Origin of the sequence: Saccharicrinis aurantiacus (assembly GCF_001660705.2) — a bacterium.
GTDB classification, from domain to species: domain Bacteria; phylum Bacteroidota; class Bacteroidia; order Bacteroidales; family Marinilabiliaceae; genus Saccharicrinis; species Saccharicrinis aurantiacus.
This window is the reverse complement of the sequence record NZ_LYBV02000041.1, coordinates 65,270-85,019: the sequence shown is the minus strand read 5'-3', so window position 1 is coordinate 85,019 and position 19,750 is coordinate 65,270. Positions and strand designations below refer to the sequence as shown.

Sequence of the window (19,750 nt, the reverse complement as noted above, 5' to 3'; positions counted from 1 at the left end):
GATTTTTGATCTCTGAAAAGGAAATAAGCGCCTGTTCCGATAAGGGCTGCTACTCCTATTCCGATACCCATCTTAGCTCCTTTACTAATGCCTTTGGGTGTGCTGACAATGCCTGGAGTTATAGGCATCCTTACCATTGGTGGTAAGGGTTGTGTGACTTTATATGATTGTCGTGGTACTTCTGTTCTTATTTCTGGTAAAATATTATCTGGGGTTTCTGCAGGTAATGCATTCTGTGATTGTATTTGTTGGTATTGCTTTGCCCTTTGTTTAATGGCATCACTCACCTGCTTGCCTTGTTTTGCATATTTCTCAATCTTTTTAACTGCTGCTTTGCCTCGTATTTTATTGAAGATGTTCTTCACGGGCTTTAACCAGTTTTTGATCTTGGTCAATACTCCTGTTGCTGCTCCTATGGATGCTGCGGTGGCAACAACGCCCAGATTACCTAAATCTTTTAACTCTCCTACCGAATCCAAGGCTTTAAGGTCTGATAGTAAGCCTTCCACTCCTTTTAATGAGAAATCGGAACTCTTCTGCTTGGCTCCTTTTAGAATGGCATTCTTCAGGTTCTTTTCTTTGCCCTGAAGACCATTGAAAAGCTTTCTTACTTTATTGTGTCGCTTCTTTAAATCCTTTAGTTTACTTAGCGAAACATTGTGTTTTGAAGCTACTGCATCTGGTAGATAAGCGTATTGTAGTTTCTTAGCAATGCCAAACATATTTAGGCGCAATGCTGCTAGTAATCCGCCTCTGATGGCAATGGATAAGGGATTAAAGCGAACAATGGCTTTTACCACCTTTTTGGCTGCTTTACCAATGGTTTTACCGGCTTTCTTTATGCCTTTGCCTACCTTCTTTCCAATTCGTTTGATGGCTCTCCAAAAACGACCTCTTCGCTTTCTACGCCCCAGACCATCCATCGCATTTTCTAAATCATCGAATTCAAGTAGTCCTTCAATAGCATCTCTATCGTATTTAATGAGCCCATTTTCGGCAAGTTTTTCTTCTATAGTAGATAGTTTATCTAATACTGCATCACGCTTTGGTGTATTCCAGAATTTAATGGCCTGATCAAGCATACTAATGAACTGATCCGGATTTTGGATATGTGCCACTTTAGCTTTGTTACTCTTGCTTTTCAATAAGAAGTCACGAGTGCGTATGAGGTATTTTAATGTGGCATCTTCTGCGTTACCTAGGCCATTAATACTGTCTTCAAAATCCAATCCTGAAACGATCGACATCAACTCTGTATACTGATTTCCTTCATTGGTATCAATACCTGATAGTGCATAAATGGGTAAGCCTAAAGTACTCGTACCCGATATGCCATCGACACCTCTTATACCTGCGACCATTTGAAGTGGTGACATATTAAAGTCTGATTGTTGAAAACTGTAGGGCTTCTGGTAATCGAATTTGGAGAGTACTGGATCAATGATTATTTCGTTTTCACTATCACCAATAGCAGGTACAAAAACATAGATGTGCTGAAAGTTCTGTTTGCCATCGTATTTGGTGATGCGGAACTTAAATGGAATATCCAAGCACTTTAGAATTGATCCACAAAAAATACTATAATCATCACAATCAATACCTGATGACTTTTTACCTTGTTGTTTGAATTTGATTTGACCATCTAGCCAACTACGAGCAGGTGTGCGCAGTTGCTCAGTGCCATCTTCATCTTTTTGATATTGCAGATGCTTATAAGCAAAATTAAAGATGTTACGACAGGTTTCTTTGAGTGTATCAGCTTGTAAATACTGAGCTAGATCTTCCACCTCACGGTAATGGGATGCTACAATATCAATACAGCCTTCAACGGTTTCGAGTACATTGCCATTTTTTACCAGGACTTGATTGCCATCAGCTTTTTTAATAAGTTTATTGTACTTGGTTCCATCTTGTGTATTACGAGGACCGGATACTATACCGAGTTGTCCCAATGCTAATCCGCTCATATGTTGTTCTTCTTTTAGATTTTGTGTGGTGGTGATAGTCTCGCCATTAATACTAAGCGTTAAGGCAAAACTCATATCTGATTTTAGCTGTGCAGTGTTTTGAAGAAGTGCCATGGATAGGCCTTTACCCACTAAGTTGAGAAAGGGTACTTGAAAAACGATTTCTGGTTCTTGCGAGGTTCCTGGTGCAATAGTAAGTACCTTAATCCTTGGAGTTGAGTAGGCAATGTCTGCACCTTTATATTGCGCTACAACTTGGTTTATGGCTAATGAAACAGCGGCTTTAGTTGGATTATAACAACGCAGTTTAACGGCAAACTGAACTTCTTGTAAATTCAGTTTATGGATGCGAAAGCCGAGCAGGGCGAAGTTCATTTTTGCACCAGAAAGAAGGTTCTGACTCTTCTTAATAAGGTAGAATCCTCCGCCAATGGCTGCTAAAAAGCCAAGTGTGCCTAATATCTTTTTTGTGTCTGCTTCCATAATGGAAACAAACATATAGTAAGCTATACCTTAAAAAGTAGGTGGTTAATGGAGCTTGTAAGTGTTTGTAAGAAGTTAAGAGAATTTGTTTGTTTAGAAAAACAACAAAAGTTAATTATCTTTTAGGCACTGAAAGACTTCTTTCTGATATTTTCTTCCAACAGGAATTATGGTTTCAAATGATTTAATTCTTATCCTTAGTTTACCCATATCAAGCTTAGGAGAATTTATAAGGGTATATAGGTTAACGATGAATGATTTATTTACTTGGATAAAGGTATCTATTTTTAACTCTGTCATTATTCTATCTAACGACCATCGTGTTTTCCACATAATTTCTTCTGGTTCTGAACCATTTTGAGCAAAGGACTCTAATACAACTTTTTTACCGTTTTCAGTTGATTCGATGTAGGCTATAGCTATTGGATTAAGAGTAACAGCGTTTCTTCCTACACGGTAATAGTTTTCAGAACGAGGAGCTTCAATATTATCCAACCTTATTAAATTAAACACTCCGCTTTTTTTTATTTCAGGCAGATATGATTCACCAAACTTAAGTTCTTGCGTTATATATTCATTTAGGTTATTCTTAAAGAATCTATCACGGACAACAAGTGTATTGTTATCTGCATTAATAGAACATATTGAATATTTCTGAACAACATAACGGTCACTTATTCTTATAAAGTCACTTCCTAAAGTTTTTAGCAACTCATTTCCTGTAAGTCTTTTGTTCCAAGTAACGTCTTTACTCATATCACCTTCACGTATCTCTATAGGCTTAGATAAGTGTATAATCAATTCTTCTCTATTATCTCCACTTAAATCTATGTAAAGAATATCTAGCAACTCAATTTTATGCTTAAAGCGAGCTTTATCCTTTATATTAATAGCATATTCAACAACCACAGGTTTACCGTCTTTATCAAGTTCAAAGAACTTCCAAAAGTCATTCCCTACACTTTTAGGTGTGATTATGCCATTTTTTTCGTCTTCTTTCATTTCAGTTATATGTTTGCCACACATTAATGTTAACAGTTAAGCTATAGCGTATTTATTAATCTTAAAATTATTAAAGTTATGGGATGGAATTCTGATGCAGACCATTGTCAGGCTGATTACGATAATCACTCTGACCAACTAAACCCTAATAATGATGAATATTATAATTCAAGAGGGTAAAATAAAACAAGTATATACTTGTAAGTATTTAATTTAAAACTTTTTTATGTGCAAAATTAATAAAGAAAACCGTAATCCGTCTTTTGATCATAATGAGTGTGGTAGTCTTCAAATTCACAAGGGTGAATGTCAATTCAAGAAACCAAGCTGCATGCTAGTAAACAAACCGAAGCAATATAAAGATATAGCAGATATCTTTGAGTATGGTTGAATGTAATAATCGAAACTGGCCAAATTAGGTTGGTTTAAATTTGGATCAGAATGAGATAATAACCCACCAAAAGGTATATAAAGTATTGTAGGTCGAGGTGTGAATTTACATCTCGACCATTACAATATTAAAAAAGGATTGATATAACGACTCACACTTCGCGAATAGCTTATAGAGGTCATTCTCTCGTTTACAATGTAGGTTCATTATAATCGATAGTTTTCACGAAGTAGCTAGATGCACCTATATGAGCTTTATTACAGCTTATCTCAAAACGATTGTCTTTCATTAATGTATCAAAGTAACGGTATACTGTTTTTGGGGAAACATCGAAGCGCTTGGATATTTTCTGAATGGTTCTGCCATACTTGCAATTACGCAATAAAAGGATCCCTAATATTTTTTGAAACTTTACTTGTTCTGTCATAGCTCAAATATTAATCAAGCAAGATTGCCTTTTGCATTAATAATTGATTATTGGAATAAAACGGGGCATCGGTATTACCTAAAACTGATGCTGGAACACTCGATAGTTCAGGTAAATTATCCATTGGTACAATCACTGTCTTGGCTCCATTTTCTGAAAGCATGGTTATTTTATCAGTAAAATTTATTGCACGCTCCACAGCTCCACCAACAGATAAATCTCCAAGGACAGCCAATCCAGGTTTTAAATTCTTTTTATAGATAGCTGATATTATTGCGATGTACACGGCTGAACCAAGACCTGTTGATAGACTTGCTCCAAGAACCTTTGTAACTTGAATAGATATATCAAAGTTTTTAATGGAGTGTTGCTCATTCAATATAGATTTCTCATTGGCTTTAATATACAGGAAAGTATTTTTAATATTTTCCTTTATCTGAGTGTTACTTACTCCAGTAATATTCAATTTTCCGGAACCTGGAGTTGTTACTACTTCAAGTCTTACTAATGCGAGGCTTTCACCATCACTTGTTGCCGTATAACAAACACCGGGTTGTAATGGTGTATTTTCAATTAAGTGAGAGCCTTTTTCTTCAGGTAAACCTACAAAATGTTCCTCCTGAGATTCTTTGTCGATATAAGAGAAATTAGTATCCCAAAACTCCATACCTCCTATACGCTTTAGTTGCTCTTTAACTCTACGTCGCATTTCAATTGCTAATTCCACATATTCTTTCACATCTTCTTTTGTGAAATTCCCATCTGGGTGCAACAGTTTAATAAGTCCTGAAACAGTCTTTTTAACTGGTTTAGTGTCTCTCTGTTTTAAATGAGAACCAAGAGTGAAATAATCTTCTAAAACATCAGTATAAGTGTATTTCCTAAAAGACTTTAAGCATTCGGAAAAGTAATCTGTGCTAAAACCAAAATTCACGGTAAAGTTTGTAGGTGAGAATTTAATCATTTCCCAACCAGGCAAATAAAAGTGTATTCTATCCAAAAATGCTGTATCTGAATTCACTTCCTCAGACAGAGGACTAAATAAATGACTTGTTTGCAGAACAGTTTCAACTGGTTGATTAATATTACCATTCAAAATAATTGAAGCAATACCTGACATTTCACCTTTGGCAGCATCTCTAGTAAATGAACCAGATTCCATATAATCTTTCATTAATGGAACTGCTGCTTTGTCTGAAAATATTTTATCAGTTGATTCATCAAAACAAATCGCATCCCATTTTCCTACCGCACCAATCTTGCCGGTACTACCATGAACAAAAAGCTTAGCAATTGTTCCTTGTCCACCTGAAACCAAGGTAGCATAAGGTGTCAATTCTTTATATACAAACGATTTTCCGGTAGCTCTTGGTCCTAATTCAATAAAGTTAAAGTTTGATTCTACCATAGGTAGCAAGCGAGAGAGTAGAAGCATTTTTACTCTATCCGACATACCTTCAGATTCCGGCTCGTAACCACAACTTCTTAGTAATAAGTTTAACCATTCTTTTTTTGAAAACTCTTTACGCTTTTCAATAATTCGAGTATTGTCGAATGAAGATAGCTGTATGGGTTTAATATCTTGAATGATAAATGGTGTACCCTTATTACCATCTTTAGAAAAGGAATCATATTCAATATCGATAATTGCCCAAATACCACCCATAAGCATTTTATCATGAGCGCTTACCATGGCATCGGAGATAACTCCATTTTTAATGTTACTGTTTTGCAATTGTGCCCAATACACATCTTTTGCGGTATCAAGCTTTACAGAAATTTTATCAATTATCTTATAAGAGCCTTTTTCTCTAATCCTGGATTGAATTAAATCGCTTTCTTCAGGATTAACGTAATGTTCGGTAAGTATCCTTTTTACATTAGCCATACCCTCCTTAATCTTTTCTTCATCATCGGTAGAGCATGAATTAGCTATTAAATATTCAAGGACAAATACGGGAACATTAGCACCTACTTTTACAGAACGGACTAAATCTTTTTTTACTACGAATCCTTTAAAGGTTTCAATTAGTTTATTATCTAATGCATCTAATACAATCATATCAATATCTTATAAAAGTCCACCTAAATCTCTGGCGGAGCTTTGTTTTACCGTAACCTTATCTAGCTGCTCTTTTGTATTAGCATCTAAAACTTTAATTTCTATTTCAGAGTGAGAACCAAATTGATATTCCTTTTTAAGTTCCTGGTCGTTATTTACTGTGATGATATCACTTTCGTTGAATTTTTGGTTGTTAGCGAAGAACAGTAGTATTATCTTTCGCTCGTTGGTGAACAAGCCTTTAGAATCGGCATGTCCAGATAATTTCAATGTAAATAAATTACCGGTCACATCTATCAAATCAGATTTGTTTGTAATCTTAATACTAAGCAATTCGTTGTTTTCTGATGTGTTGGTCCATTTGAGATAAGGTATAATGGTTTCTTGTGGGGAAATCCCTCCATGACTAAATCCATATACACCAGGAGTTTTAAATGGCCCAAGGCGTTTAGCAAAATAGCAGTAATCGAAGTGCTCATACTTAAGTTCTTTCTCAATAAGCAGTTCCTCATTAATGCTCTGCTTATTTACTGAACGTATGTAACGCTCACTCTTATTGATTGTTCCAGAAAAACCAACTTCGATTTTATCGGAATTTTCCAAAATACCTGTTAAGGTAAATCCATGGTCAGTCAACAGGTAAACAGTTTTGTACCCATTTTTAAGCAGCTGTTGAATTTTGGAAGCAAAAACTTCAGCAACATGGTTAAAGTATTTTAATGCCTTTTGCTGATATGTTTCTCCCAACTTATCCGGTTCTTTATAACTACATATTAAGTAATGTGCTTTGTCAGTTATTTCATTAACATTTTCTAAATCAACAAATGAAATATCTTTATCATTATTGGATTTAGCCAGGTAGTTTTCTCTTTCTTTTTTTGTACTTAATACTTCACCTGTATTCACATATAGCTGGCTCATATTATGCTCTGTTTCCGATGGTAATCCAGCCAAAAGGTGTCCTTCAGTTAATCTGTAATCCTTGTTGTGGATATTTGAAATTATATCCTGTGCAAATTCCCACGAAACACCATCACCAACTACTATTGCTGTCTTTGTACTATTGCTGTCAATAATTTCCTGAATCTTGCCTAGTTGATTGGGCTGATAGTTGTTAATGTACTTAAACCATTTATCCAGAAATACCACAGATAAGTTTTTATAGTAGGTTTGTAATGGTTCAATAATAATGGGTTCGGTTAAAAATTCGCTATATAGTTTCCTAATTGCACCATCAACTTTACTAAAATTTTTGATGTAGAACCCAATACATTCATCAAATGAACTAATCTGGTTTATATTTTTTTCATCGAACTCAATAAGTTCTTTTACATTGGCCCAAAAACTTATTCCCAGGCTTTTGGCAGCTTTATCTGCATTTCGCTGATTTATCTTTGGTAGTACATTCTGAATAAATTGCTTGTCGTTTATGTTCTTACCTATCTCCTTTAACCACTCTTCATCTATTACTCTGAAAGGGTGTGATGGGTGAACCTCAAAAACATTTGATTTGGCAGCAATTTTATATTTTTCAAGATAAGCTTGAAAAGATGCCTTATATGAAAGACTATCTAACCAGTTTTTATATACATTAAAAAGAACAGCATTTGTCGAATTATGAAGTAATCCATTCAACATTTTTTCTACAACTTCCTTAGCCAAGGTTTTAGCAGGTTTTTTGACGTAGGACTGACCAATTAACTCATTAACCTTTTTAAAGAAAATTTCTTGCGTTGAATCATCGTACTTTTTTAAATACGAAGTAGGATTATCTAAAAATGGTAACAACTCCTTTTCTAAATCGAATATTTCGGAAGCCCCTTTATGACTTAAGTCCATCCAGTAAGTTTGGTTTTGACCTACACTAACTTTAGCTGCGGAAATGAGTTCTTCTTTAGGAATATTGATATTTAGGTTTAGGTGTTGATTGACTTTCTTTTTTATGTAGTGATCGAGATAACGTACCTCAATGCATCCATTGGTTTCGCAATATTCCCGTATGTATTTTAAATCGTTTTTAGGAGTATTGGTATAAATGATAAACTTTGTTGATTCACTTGCAGCCTTTTCTATTTCATATTTTGCCTTTAGCTCTTCAATTTCGCCATAGGTTTCATAAATAGTAGCCATACTTTTTAATTCATCTATTAAAAAGCTTGCCTCTTTTGACTCATCAATAAATACAGCTATTGAGTGAGATTTGTATATTTCTTCAATATCTTGTTTAAGCCACTTATCTATCATGCTAATTCGTTATTAGGTTGTTCTTCAATTACCTTATTCTCCACAACTTCCGCTTTATACATAAACTCTAGTCCTAGCACCTTTAACTTCGTTATTTCATCTAGAGCATTAAAATCTTCTCCGATATAACTACACATGAATTGTAGTATATCGAGGCCTCTTTTTAGCACCTTTTCAGGAGACCATTCAGTATTATTAGCCACAAGCATCGCACTCATAGAATCATATTTATAGCCTCTATTTTTATATCCATCACCTTTATTGCTCTGGTCAACTTTGAATAGGAACTTATCGTTTTGTAATGAAGAGTTATCACTTTGTGAGATGGCTAATAAATTACCTAAACTATTAGCAAGTTTCTTTCTTTCTAATGGAGTATAAGATGAGAAGTTACTCCAATCGTTCTGATTTTTTTCGTAAGCACTTCTTACTTCTTCAACAGATTTCTCTTTTTTATTGGCATACTCCTCAATGCTAACAGTTGCACTTTGTGGGTAGATATGTTCTATACTATCATTTTTTATGAAATCCTGCCATAAAATAGCACTCCCTTGACTGGAGGTTCTATTTTGTTTGCGTAAGTATTGGTCGTACATGTATAGAAGGTAGAAGCGACCTGACCATTTGTAAAAACCACTATTGTTACCTAGTTCAAACATTTCGTAGCTTTGATTTACAAACAAATGGAAACGATAATACCAAGAGGTGTATAATGTTATATCAGCTTTTGTATCAATAGCGTTTTTATTGTTCACATAAACCTGATGTGCTAAACTATATATTTTACTGTCACCTGTATTTCCTCTCTTGTTTGATAAATCAAATAGCTTGAAGCTGTATTTCTCTAGTGCTTTAATGGCATTTTTAAAATCATTTCTATCTTTTCGCACTAAAATAGCAAGTAAAATAGGCTTGAATGACGCTTTAAGTCCAACTTGATGAATACCTAATATAGTTTGCTTTATTGGATTGTTTTCTTTTTCAAAATACTGTGGATTATGTAGTTGATTCCACCAAACAGAACAGGTTTGAAGTGATTTAATGTACTCTTCAACCTTTTCTATCGTAAGCTTTTTGTCATACACTTTTTGTAAGGTAAAATATTGGTCAAAAAGGAAATTTGCGTAAACATTGGCTTCATCTCTGCTATATTTGTTGAAATATACAATCCAATGGTTTTTAATAAAATCTTCATCATCTAAGGGATGATTCTTGTTTTGACCTAAGGATTTATAAATTGTAATCCATGCCTTATTTATAGATTCACTTAATTGTTCTTTTTTCGCAGCATGAATTAATATTTCCTCTTGGCTGGTATCATTACCTAATTCGAATTTATCATTTAGGTAAAGCAAACGATTCTTTAATTTCTCAAGTTGAGATAATGGCTTACCTCTATTATTCATTGTTTCGAAAACAACATACTCATCTAATTCTTCGGGTAAAACATATTCATTTAGCTTTAGTTGGGTAGTTACCTTTGCAAATAACAGTTCTATGGTGTGACTATTATCTTTCAGGTAAAGAGCAACCATTGCCTTAAAGAATTTTTTGGCTTTCAATAAGTTCTCCGTATAGATGCTTTCTTCACTATCGTCTTCTACTTCATCTAAGTTTAAAATGTGCTTTCTAAAAAACTTATCACTTGGGTTATCTTTGTCATAGCCAAAAATATAAGCATTTACTCCCTTGTTTATATACAGGTATTGAATTTCAACGTCGCCTTCTCTAATTCCCAATGTAATATTTTGCTTTTTAGCTTCCTTAATAATCACAGAAAGCAATATCAATATGCTAGTTATTCTTTGTTGTCCATCAACAATGGCAAACTGCTTATAATTAGGCAACCAGTTATAGTCTTTATCTTTTACTTCAACCAAGGTTAAAAGACCTGTATAATGCCAACCACCGTTAGATATATTTAATAAATCATCCCACAAATCTTTCAATTGGCCCTTTACATTTTTTAGTGGCTCACTAGAATCAGGCTTAACCTTCTTATTGTTAGCCCAGGAATAACCTCTTTGATATGAAGGTATCCTTAGAATTCTATTAGTGAATATTTCGTGTATCGATTTTAAATCCATATTCTATTAAACTATTTCTATTAAGGGACTTTAATTATTTGCTTAACCAATAATCCAACTACAATTGCCATAGTAAAACTAATTAGGGTGCCAATTAGTACATATTCTGTTTTTTTTCGACCTTCGCCATCTGTGTCTTTAGTTATACGTAGAATAGATTTACTAGCAATTAAAAACCAATTGCAGCATACTGTCCTATAAGTATAAAGACAAGTACTAAAATCCTTTCAAATGAGCCTATATATTGACCTGCTCTACTTAAGCTATCATCTGTGTTAAACTCTTTTCGGAACGGTTCTGTTATTTTGCCGATAACAATACCTACAGGCCATGTAACTACAATAAATGACGTTAGCATAGAAACCATTTTCTTATCGGTAAGTATATGCTGTAAAAAAGGCTGTAATTTATTGAAACCGTTCTCCATAACAAGCCATAATACAATTAATACAGCTATATGTATTGTCTGGTCGATAAAGAAGTTGAGTGTTCCTGATTTTAGCCTTTCTTTTTTCTGCTGATCATTAAGTGATGAATCATTTTCAACTAAATTATTGTCTCGCTTCAATTTTTTCTCCTGCTCAACTTTCCAATAATCGGCACCTGCATGGCTTACAATAATGATTAATGGTACCCACCAATTGTTCCATTGTTGAAGAAATAGGTACGTTAATAAACCTGTAAGCAGTACATGGGACCAAAAAGCAAAGGACTTTATGCCTCCGTTATTCTTTTTTTCTACCCAGCTATCTGTTTGGAAAACAAAATCAACCAATATATGAGCTAGTAATAATTGTATTAGAATTACAATATTCATAAAGCGACCTCCTTACTTACCAACACCTCGAAACGATTTAAAAGAGCCTCAATACCGCTCCAACCAGCTGTTTTTTTTCTTTGATTAATGGCTGACTGCGTTATGCCAATTTTCTCGCTGATTTCATTTTCATTTAAACCAATTAAAGTCCAATATAAAACCTCAGCAGAAGTAACTACCCAGCCTGACATGATTACCTCCAATAATTTAAACTCGGTTTCCAATTCGGTATCCAGGTTAGTATTATCTGTCTTTACTGCAAATTTACGCTTATATTTTTTCATTGAATCCAGGGTACGTCCTGAATTTGTATAAGCTCCTCCAGTAGATTCATTCACATTGTTCCTCTTTCCTGTAATCTCTCCTAGGCCAATAGCAATTCTTACATCTATGGATGGTTTTCTATTACTTAATAAAGTTATTTTATTAAGGGCTGTTTTCAATAATAGGGCTGTTGTAAGAGCCTTTGAAGCATCATCTAATTCAAGCTGTATGGAATCTCCTCTTGTAATTAAGAAATAGCTTTCATCAACATTGGTTCTAATGGTTGAGTCTTTACTGAAAGTATCATAAATGGTTTTTATTACCAAATCTTCTCCCTCCCTCGAAAGTTTAGTTGAATCAATCACATCAGCAGTAATTACAGCATTCATATCTTCATTGTTTAATTCATTATCACTTTTAGCATCATTAGGCTGTAGCCTTATAGTAGCTTATTATTAGGCTGTAGCCTTATCTCTACCTTTGCTAACCTTAGCATCTTTTCTACCACCTAAATCATCTTTATTTCTATCTTCAAATATAAGGCTATAACCTTATATCACATCATTATTAGGCTATAGCCTAATAATATATTTATCAACACCTACTTCTTACTTACTAACAACATTATCTCAATCACCAACAACTAAACCCCAATTACCAAGTACTAATCATCAAGTACTTTAAAACCTACCAATCTGCATTTAAGTATTTCTTTAACTGGCCTGCGTTAAGTACATCGTAGGCTATCATTTTTTTCTTTTGCAACGGAGCTATGTTTTTACCTACACCATCATCTAGAATAGGATTGTAGCCCTCTGCCAAAAGCTCATCTATTTTTAGTTTAAAGCTTTCTATTTCTTTAAGCTGTTTGTATATTTTATCTAGCTCGGTTTGTTCTGCTGCCGAAAGGTTTTCTTTGCCCCTTAAATCGCTTTGGCGATTCTCTAATGAGCGTTCACGCTGCTCTACATATTTGGAGCGAATACTTAGCAATCTGTCTTTACTCCATTTGTAAATTATGATGTAACAATCGAAACCTTGCTCCGGGCCACTGGTTAAGTGCCAAATAAATGGTGTTTTAGGCAAGTACATAAACAGGTTAAGGTGGTCGCTGAAATTCTTGAAGAAATGGTTGTTTATGTATTCATTAAGTTCCCTTCCAAGCACACTATCAAATGATGAGTACTGTGCCATAGAAAATCCTTTTTCAATAAACTTCTCCTCAATTCTGTCGAGTAATATTTTTTCACCGGCATTGGGTACAAGTGGAATAATTCCATCTTCGTCTTCTATTAAAATTTCACGCAACATATCAGCCAAAAATTCCATGGCCAAATCGTTCATACGCTGTTTAGGAATAACATTACTCTCCTTAAACCAATACCAAACATTAATAGGATTTACCTGATGACGAATACAAAATTCCTCTAAATCGTTATTACTTTGGTATAGTTGTGGAAATTCGTTTTCAATAGCTTCTCTTATAGTTGTTTCAAATTCTTGCTCAGGTAGATTTTGTATGTAATCTCGAATATTATCTAGTGAAAAATCTGTCACTTCATTTGCCAGGTAAGCTTCTTTTGCAACTTTACTCACTGGCAAGACTCCAATACTTACACCCTCTTTAGCCAGTACCATCTCTTTGTCATTTTTGGTCAACTCAAAAACCTCAAATACTTTTTCATTAATAATAGCTTCATTGATATACACCTGACTTAAAAGATGATTCTCAATCTCTAAAAAACCTTTAATATTTGACTCAATCATCAATTTTGACTCTTCCCAATTTAGTTCAAATATGGAATATTTAGTTAACCACTTTTTTATTTCCACATTAGATACCGAAAGGCTTGTAATAACATCTTCAATATTGCTTGTCGAATATACAAACGGTATTCTTTGTATGTCACCAATTTGTGTATTTACCGTCGGATTTAAACAGTAAGATAAATAACCAGCCATCTTTGAGTTTACATATCCTAAACAATACATCACATTTTTGTATTCACTTATAGCAAAAAGAGAAGAACCACCCATATCAAACATATTCCCCTCTGGTAACTCTCTAAATGACACCTTGCTCCCTAATGTTGAGAATGTGATACCCTCCTTTAAATAGTAAGATTCATTTTGAGGACGCGACCTAACTTTACCTTTGTCATCAGTAAAATTCTTTATCTCATCTCCACTACCCTCCCAGTTTACCGTTAACCATAAATTACCATACCACCTATTAAAGGGGCCTCCTTTAGAATAAGTGACCCATTTCGATTGAATCAAATAGTCTCTTTTATTTTCACAAACTTCCCACCAGTATCTTAAAAAGCGATTATTATTTGCTGTCTGTAAACCTGCTTTAGGGCAAAATACATCCTCTAGCAAATCATTTGAAAACTTCTCTCTGATTTTATCAGAAATCCAGTAAACAAACGGCCATGATTTAATGAGTTTTAATTCAGACTGTAAAATTGAAAAGTTATGAACGTTATCCTCATTATTTATATAATCTTCTAAGGCTGATATAACAATGTCTTTTTTATATTTTTCTTGAGTGGTTCTTGTATATTTATCGACTGATATGAATAAGCTTTTATCGTTAATTCTTTTTTTCTTTTCAATAATATAGTATGCTGGAGCAGAAGCAAATGAGCCATCGAAAATATTTGTAGCATCTGGACCATGATGTACAAAAATGTTTATTACTCCTTCCATTAAGAGAAATTTTCGAACATCCTCAAATGTTTTGATGAACATGAATGTTAATGGATGGATCATTGCAACCATTCCATTAGATTTGGTTAATTCAAAGCATCTTTTTATGAATGTCGCATATAGATTAGTATTAAATTTATATGGCTTTTTGTAATTGGTCTCAATGAATTTTTTTAAATCCGGCCCAAAATCGGCACTATCGGTATAAGGTGGGTTGGCTGTAGCTACATCGTACTTTTGGGTAATAAGCTTTAAAAAAGTGATGGCATCCTTGGTTTTATCGGTTAAAAAGGAATTACCTTGTTGGTTTGCAAAACGGATAAATGCCTGCTGTAAATTAGCTAAAAAGGTTGTTTTAAATTGCTGATTCAATAAAGCCTCTTGTTTACTAAAAAGTGGAGTACTAGTATCTATTAATGCAGAAATATGAGCATCAATTTTTTCATTTAGCTTTACTAAGCTACCAAACTTATGCGCATCTTGAAGGTCTTTCCATATTAACTCGGCAGTTTCCATCTGTTTGGCATCCTTAATATCTTGTCTGAAAATAGAAAGAGCAAAATCAAAATCAGGTAAGGTGAAATCTGAGCTAACTACATTAAATTTTAAGCTACCTATGTTGCGTTGTTTTTGTTTGGCTTTAATCCATAACCCTAATTGTGCCAATTGAATGGCCCGGTCGTCTAAATCAATCCCATGCAGATTATTTTCAATAATAAGTTGCGGTATATCATCTTCATCATAATCGGCCCCGTAATTATCTATTTGGTCGGTATATAAATCGTAAAAGAAGCTAAAAGCATACAATAAGAAGTTACCCGATCCCGAAGCAGGGTCAATTAGTTTAATTTCGCGCAAAGGTTTAATTTCACGCACTCTTTTTTGTGGAGCATTGGCTATTTTGTAGTTGTCTTTAATCTCCGAATCAGGGTACATTTCTAGGTACATTTTCCCCAGCGAATTATGTACCAAGAATTCCACCACCCAACGTGGGGTATATACCTGGCTCTGTATACTTACTTTATGGTATTCTGTTTTAGCTTTACTATCCTTGTGGGCTTGTTTTTTAACGTTGTTGTAGCTTTCATATAACCAACCTAAAATATCATCGCTTTGCCATATATTGTCTTCTACTTGCTTATCTATATCAACAAAATTAAAGGTATCTATAATTTCGTTTAGTTCAATAGTAAATGGTAAAAGGGCATAGGGGTAATTAGGACTATAAAGTGGAATAGATTCACCTAGTTTACTAAATTCATAGTCAAGATATTTTCGTATACCCTCTAGCTCCTCATCACGCATATCAGGATTTTGCTCTAACCATACTTTATGGCCAAAAGAGCGATCTCCGTGTTCGGACTCTTTAGTTATTATTGGCGGGAATAGTTGTAAGGATTCCATTACTTTAATGGCGGCCAACCTATTAAACAAAGTAAAAGTTAACTCATCCAAAGCTTTTTCACGAGCTTCTTCGTAATTTCCTTTTTCGTTCTTATGACTTTTAATAAGCACTTCAATTTTAGTGCGCTTGATTCTAAGTTCTTCAGGTAAATTATTTAATTCCATTAACTTATTTGCACCCACACCTAAGCGTGCAAATTGGTTATTAAAAGCCTTATATATAAGTGAGCGTATTTGCTCTACGTGTTCGCTTAACTTCATAGTGTCTTCTCTAGTTGTTTACATTAACTTCCACTTCATCATCATCGGGCATTCCTGCCATGGCTTGAATTTGAATCGCCAATAAGTTGCGGTATTCTCCTGCTGTCATCACCTTTTTTGCAATATTAAATTGCATTTTTTTAGGTTGTTTTGGTTTTTCTGGCTCTCCCGGTTCAGTCTTTTTAGGAGCCTCCTTAATAAAACTACCGCTAATTAACATCAATTCCGATTCCTTATTTGGAGCTAATGCTATGTAGTTTAGAATGTCAGATAGCGAATATTTTGAATCCTGACATTCAATGTGGTACTCAAGGTGCACACCACTTACAATTCTGTTTTCACAGTATATTAACAGACTATCCAATTTGCTTTTTGAATCACGGTTGAGTTCTGCAGGATAATTTTGTGCCAAATCGTTTTGTGCATTCTGAACTTTTTGCATCAAGCTATCATGCGCCTCAGTCATTACTTGAGCATTTTTGCTCATTAAATCATAATAAGCATCTTTAATAGTCTGGGCTGCATTTTGGATATCTGCAAAGTTTTCAATTACATCATGATTCATTGCTTTCTCAAAAGCAGTGCTTTGTTCAGTTACAATATTGTTGACAATACTTGCTTTATTTAGTTCTGAATTAACAGACGATACAAAACGTTTATAACCTTTAATTTTGTCTAAATTCTTCTTTATAAATTTCTCGGCCTTAACAATGGCTTTAATAGCTTTACTATATTCATCTTTACCCAAAAGAAAATCTTCTGCCTTTTCAATATAATTAGCTTCTGTTGTTTTCGATGAATATCGTTGTAAAGTATCTTTTTGTTCCCAAATTTTTGAGAAGAGCTTATTGAAATCAGCCTGGGTATTTTTTAGTGTACTTAAGGAGGTTATGAAGTGCTCAGCCAACTGTGTTATGGCATCAGAAGCCTCGAAATCGCTTACATTCCAACCCAGTTTCTTATTAGTGTGCTTTTCAAAATCTAAATCTAAAAGGGTTTGAACCAGAAGGTTCTTTTGGGAAGCATTTAAGGTTTTGGTAATTGACTTAAAACGTGCCGATTTAAAGCGTGTACTTGTGGCAAAAACTTCATGAGCAGATTTATCATTATGCGAAAAATATTCTGTATTGTTATAATTCACAACCAATCTACCTGCCCTGAATAACACGGCTAATACGGTTGAGATTGTACCAAAAGCATATCCCCAAGGAGCAATAGAAAGTGCATCTTCTAAGCTTTTACCATCAATATATTTGTTATTAAATTTTGAGGTAACTTCTTCAACAACTTTTAGGTGGTCGCCAGTAAAGTTTCCTTTGGTATCGAAAAACTTAAACTCATCGCCTGAAAAGAAGCGATGTAATTTATCATCGCTAGATTCACTTAACAGTTTAGGTCCAATGCCTTCTGATAATTGGCTACTTAGTCTCTTTGTATATATATTCTTAATTAACTTACGCTGAACCTCATTTACTGTACCTTTAAAGTTATCTTTATTCAACAAGCTTTCATCAAACAGATAAACTAAAGAACCATTGGTATATGCAGCTTCAATAAGAGTTATTAAGTCCTTTTCTTTTTCATCTTTAATGGTTGAAAAATCACGAATAATTTGACGTTTATTACTGTCATCGTCATTGCTATACTTATCTTCCATATAACCATAGCGTTTCACTTCTTCCAACAAATGGTCAATCTCATTAAACTTGCTATTGTCAGGAATTAAAGTAATAAGGTCTTTGCTGTATTGTGTATCCATTTTAAGGCTTTCAACAAAGCCCTGTCTCTCTTCATTAATATTGAAAAGGCTGTAAGCTGTAATTTTTAAATTCTTATTCCCGGAAGGAATGATCTCATCATCTAAATCCGTAAGAATATTAAAATTATATGCCACCGAATCATCATTAATAGTTGATACTTGACGGAAGATGGTTAGTTTCTTTAAATAAGTAACTAACTCTCGTTTTTTGATGAATAGTTCCACATCAAAATCCTTCATTTCTTCCAATAACTTTCCTTCAAGGTTAGAGGTGATTTTGTAGTTGTTATTGGAAACTAGCAATAATTTTGCATCAACTAATAATCCGAGTGATTTCTCGATAAGTGGCTTTAATTCATAGTAAGAACCAATATATCGAATATAATTCTTGGTTATATTCTCTATGGTAGGAGATATAATTTCAGCCGAATTAATAAAATGAAGTGTTTTTAATAACTTCTCACCATTTACATTAAGCTCAGCATTATCAATAATACTTTTTGCAATACTGTATTTGTTTACTAAATCGGCAGGAGGTGCTGTTTGTGCCTCTGTACACAAATCATGAGCTGTTGTGAATTCATAAAGCCCTTTATCTCTTAGTTCTTTTCTTAGTACATCAAAAGTGGTAATAATCATACCCCTTGCTGCTATTTGTGTAGCTACCAAAGCATTTGAACTGAATAAGAATTTTTGGAGTAAATCGAATTGGTATTTGTGAAATGGGTAATACGTTGCAAATTGTTCAGCATCCTTAACCTTGGTAGGGAAAGTAGATTTTAGGTTGGTTGCATCATTTACTAAGCCTTCATTTTTTTGGTAATAGGTAACCAATTCGTTAAATGCATTTTCTTTTTTAAGTAATAACCTGTTCCGAATAATCACATCAACCTCTGTCGATTCCAGATGCATTTTAGTTTTAAAACGGTCTGTAACTTTATTAAGTTGAGCTTTATTGATGTTTGCATTATTAATTACATCATCTAGTTTCTCCTGGGCAATGGCAATAGTCCAAACTTTTTTACTGATACTTGATAAACTCTCACTTATCGCCTGTAAATCGGTTAGCTTAAACTTACCTTGGCTAATGGCCTCACTAGCTTCATCAAATACAAACACAATGGTTTTATCACTGTACTTTACCAGATACTTTTCTAATTCTTGCTTAAATCTGTCGGAATCAAAATTTTGGATGGCAAAACTATAAGTATTTTGAGTGTCTTCATATTCGGCATCGCTATAATCCATCGCTGCATAAACTCTACGCATGGCTCTGGCTATTTCACGATTACTTTTCTTGATTTCTTCCCAATCTTTTTCAAATAATTCTTTGGCTTTTTCTTTTAAAAAGTCGTATTTACCCTCGATAAAAAGCTCATATTCCATATAACCATAGCGGTCGTCTCTAAACCCCAGGCTTTTCAAAAAATTTGAAAACAAGGTAAAGGCTAGTCCATTGTCAGTATTTTGCTTAGCAATATCCAGGAATATAACTTTACTTTTAACGGTATCGAGTTTCCTTATATCATTTTCGATTAAACTTTGATTGGCTACTCCATTTAACCGGGGAATAAACCTGTCTCTTGCAGGTGTTCCGTTAATGGTTGGGTTATCTACCAGATAGCCCAACATTTTACCGAAATAAGACTTACCAGAGCCGTAAAATCCAGAAAGCCAAACACCAGTTTCTTTAATGTTGCTTGTATATTGCGAGACGAATTTTGATAAATGTTTTCCTAAACCATCAGTAATAATGTAGGATTCAATTTCAGCCTGGATTTCATTCTCAGACTTATCTTCCAAGTCGATTACATTTTTAATATCTTCCTGAAGGTCTAATCTTAGTATATCTTTTATTGCTGTCATGATT

General features: G+C 34.1%; 10 protein-coding genes. All 10 read right to left on the bottom strand.

Annotated features, from left to right (window positions below):
* Positions 1-2,450, bottom strand: a 2,450-nt coding sequence (locus A8B35_RS21050; protein ID WP_139314964.1) for a hypothetical protein, incomplete at its 3' end; no start/stop codon positions are given.
* A gap of 111 nt (positions 2,451-2,561) precedes the next feature.
* Positions 2,562-3,476 (bottom strand): LytTR family transcriptional regulator DNA-binding domain-containing protein, encoded by a 915-nt coding sequence (locus tag A8B35_RS21045; RefSeq protein ID WP_075603954.1) that lies wholly within the window; start codon positions 3,474-3,476, stop codon positions 2,562-2,564.
* A gap of 557 nt (positions 3,477-4,033) precedes the next feature.
* Entirely contained in the window at positions 4,034-4,270 is a 237-nt protein-coding gene (locus A8B35_RS21040) for a helix-turn-helix domain-containing protein (protein ID WP_075603953.1), read from the bottom strand.
* Positions 4,271-4,280: 10 nt separating this feature from the next.
* Positions 4,281-6,332: a protease Lon-related BREX system protein BrxL gene (gene brxL / locus A8B35_RS21035; protein ID WP_075603952.1), complete on the bottom strand. Its 2,052-nt coding sequence runs from the start codon at positions 6,330-6,332 to the stop codon at positions 4,281-4,283.
* Between the two features lie 9 nt (positions 6,333-6,341).
* Positions 6,342-8,576 (bottom strand): hypothetical protein, encoded by a 2,235-nt coding sequence (locus tag A8B35_RS21030; protein ID WP_075603951.1) that lies wholly within the window; start codon positions 8,574-8,576, stop codon positions 6,342-6,344.
* Entirely contained in the window at positions 8,573-10,663 is a 2,091-nt protein-coding gene (locus A8B35_RS21025) for a DUF262 domain-containing protein (RefSeq protein ID WP_075603950.1), read from the bottom strand. The genes A8B35_RS21030 and A8B35_RS21025 overlap by 4 nt, the downstream gene beginning before the upstream one ends.
* Before the next feature lie 169 nt (positions 10,664-10,832).
* Positions 10,833-11,480, bottom strand: a complete 648-nt coding sequence (locus A8B35_RS21020) for a DUF3307 domain-containing protein (protein ID WP_083634638.1) — start codon at positions 11,478-11,480, stop codon at positions 10,833-10,835.
* Positions 11,477-12,133: a hypothetical protein gene (locus A8B35_RS21015; RefSeq protein ID WP_075603949.1), complete on the bottom strand. Its 657-nt coding sequence runs from the start codon at positions 12,131-12,133 to the stop codon at positions 11,477-11,479. Before A8B35_RS21015 ends, A8B35_RS21020 begins: the two co-directional genes overlap by 4 nt.
* Before the next feature lie 298 nt (positions 12,134-12,431).
* A complete protein-coding gene (gene pglX / locus A8B35_RS21010; protein ID WP_075603948.1) occupies positions 12,432-16,121 on the bottom strand; it encodes a BREX-1 system adenine-specific DNA-methyltransferase PglX in 3,690 nt (1,229 codons plus the stop codon).
* A 10-nt stretch (positions 16,122-16,131) separates the two neighbouring features.
* Positions 16,132-19,746, bottom strand: coding sequence for a BREX system P-loop protein BrxC (gene brxC / locus A8B35_RS21005; protein WP_075603947.1), 3,615 nt, complete (start codon positions 19,744-19,746; stop codon positions 16,132-16,134).
* Between the last annotated feature and the right edge of the window lie 4 nt (positions 19,747-19,750).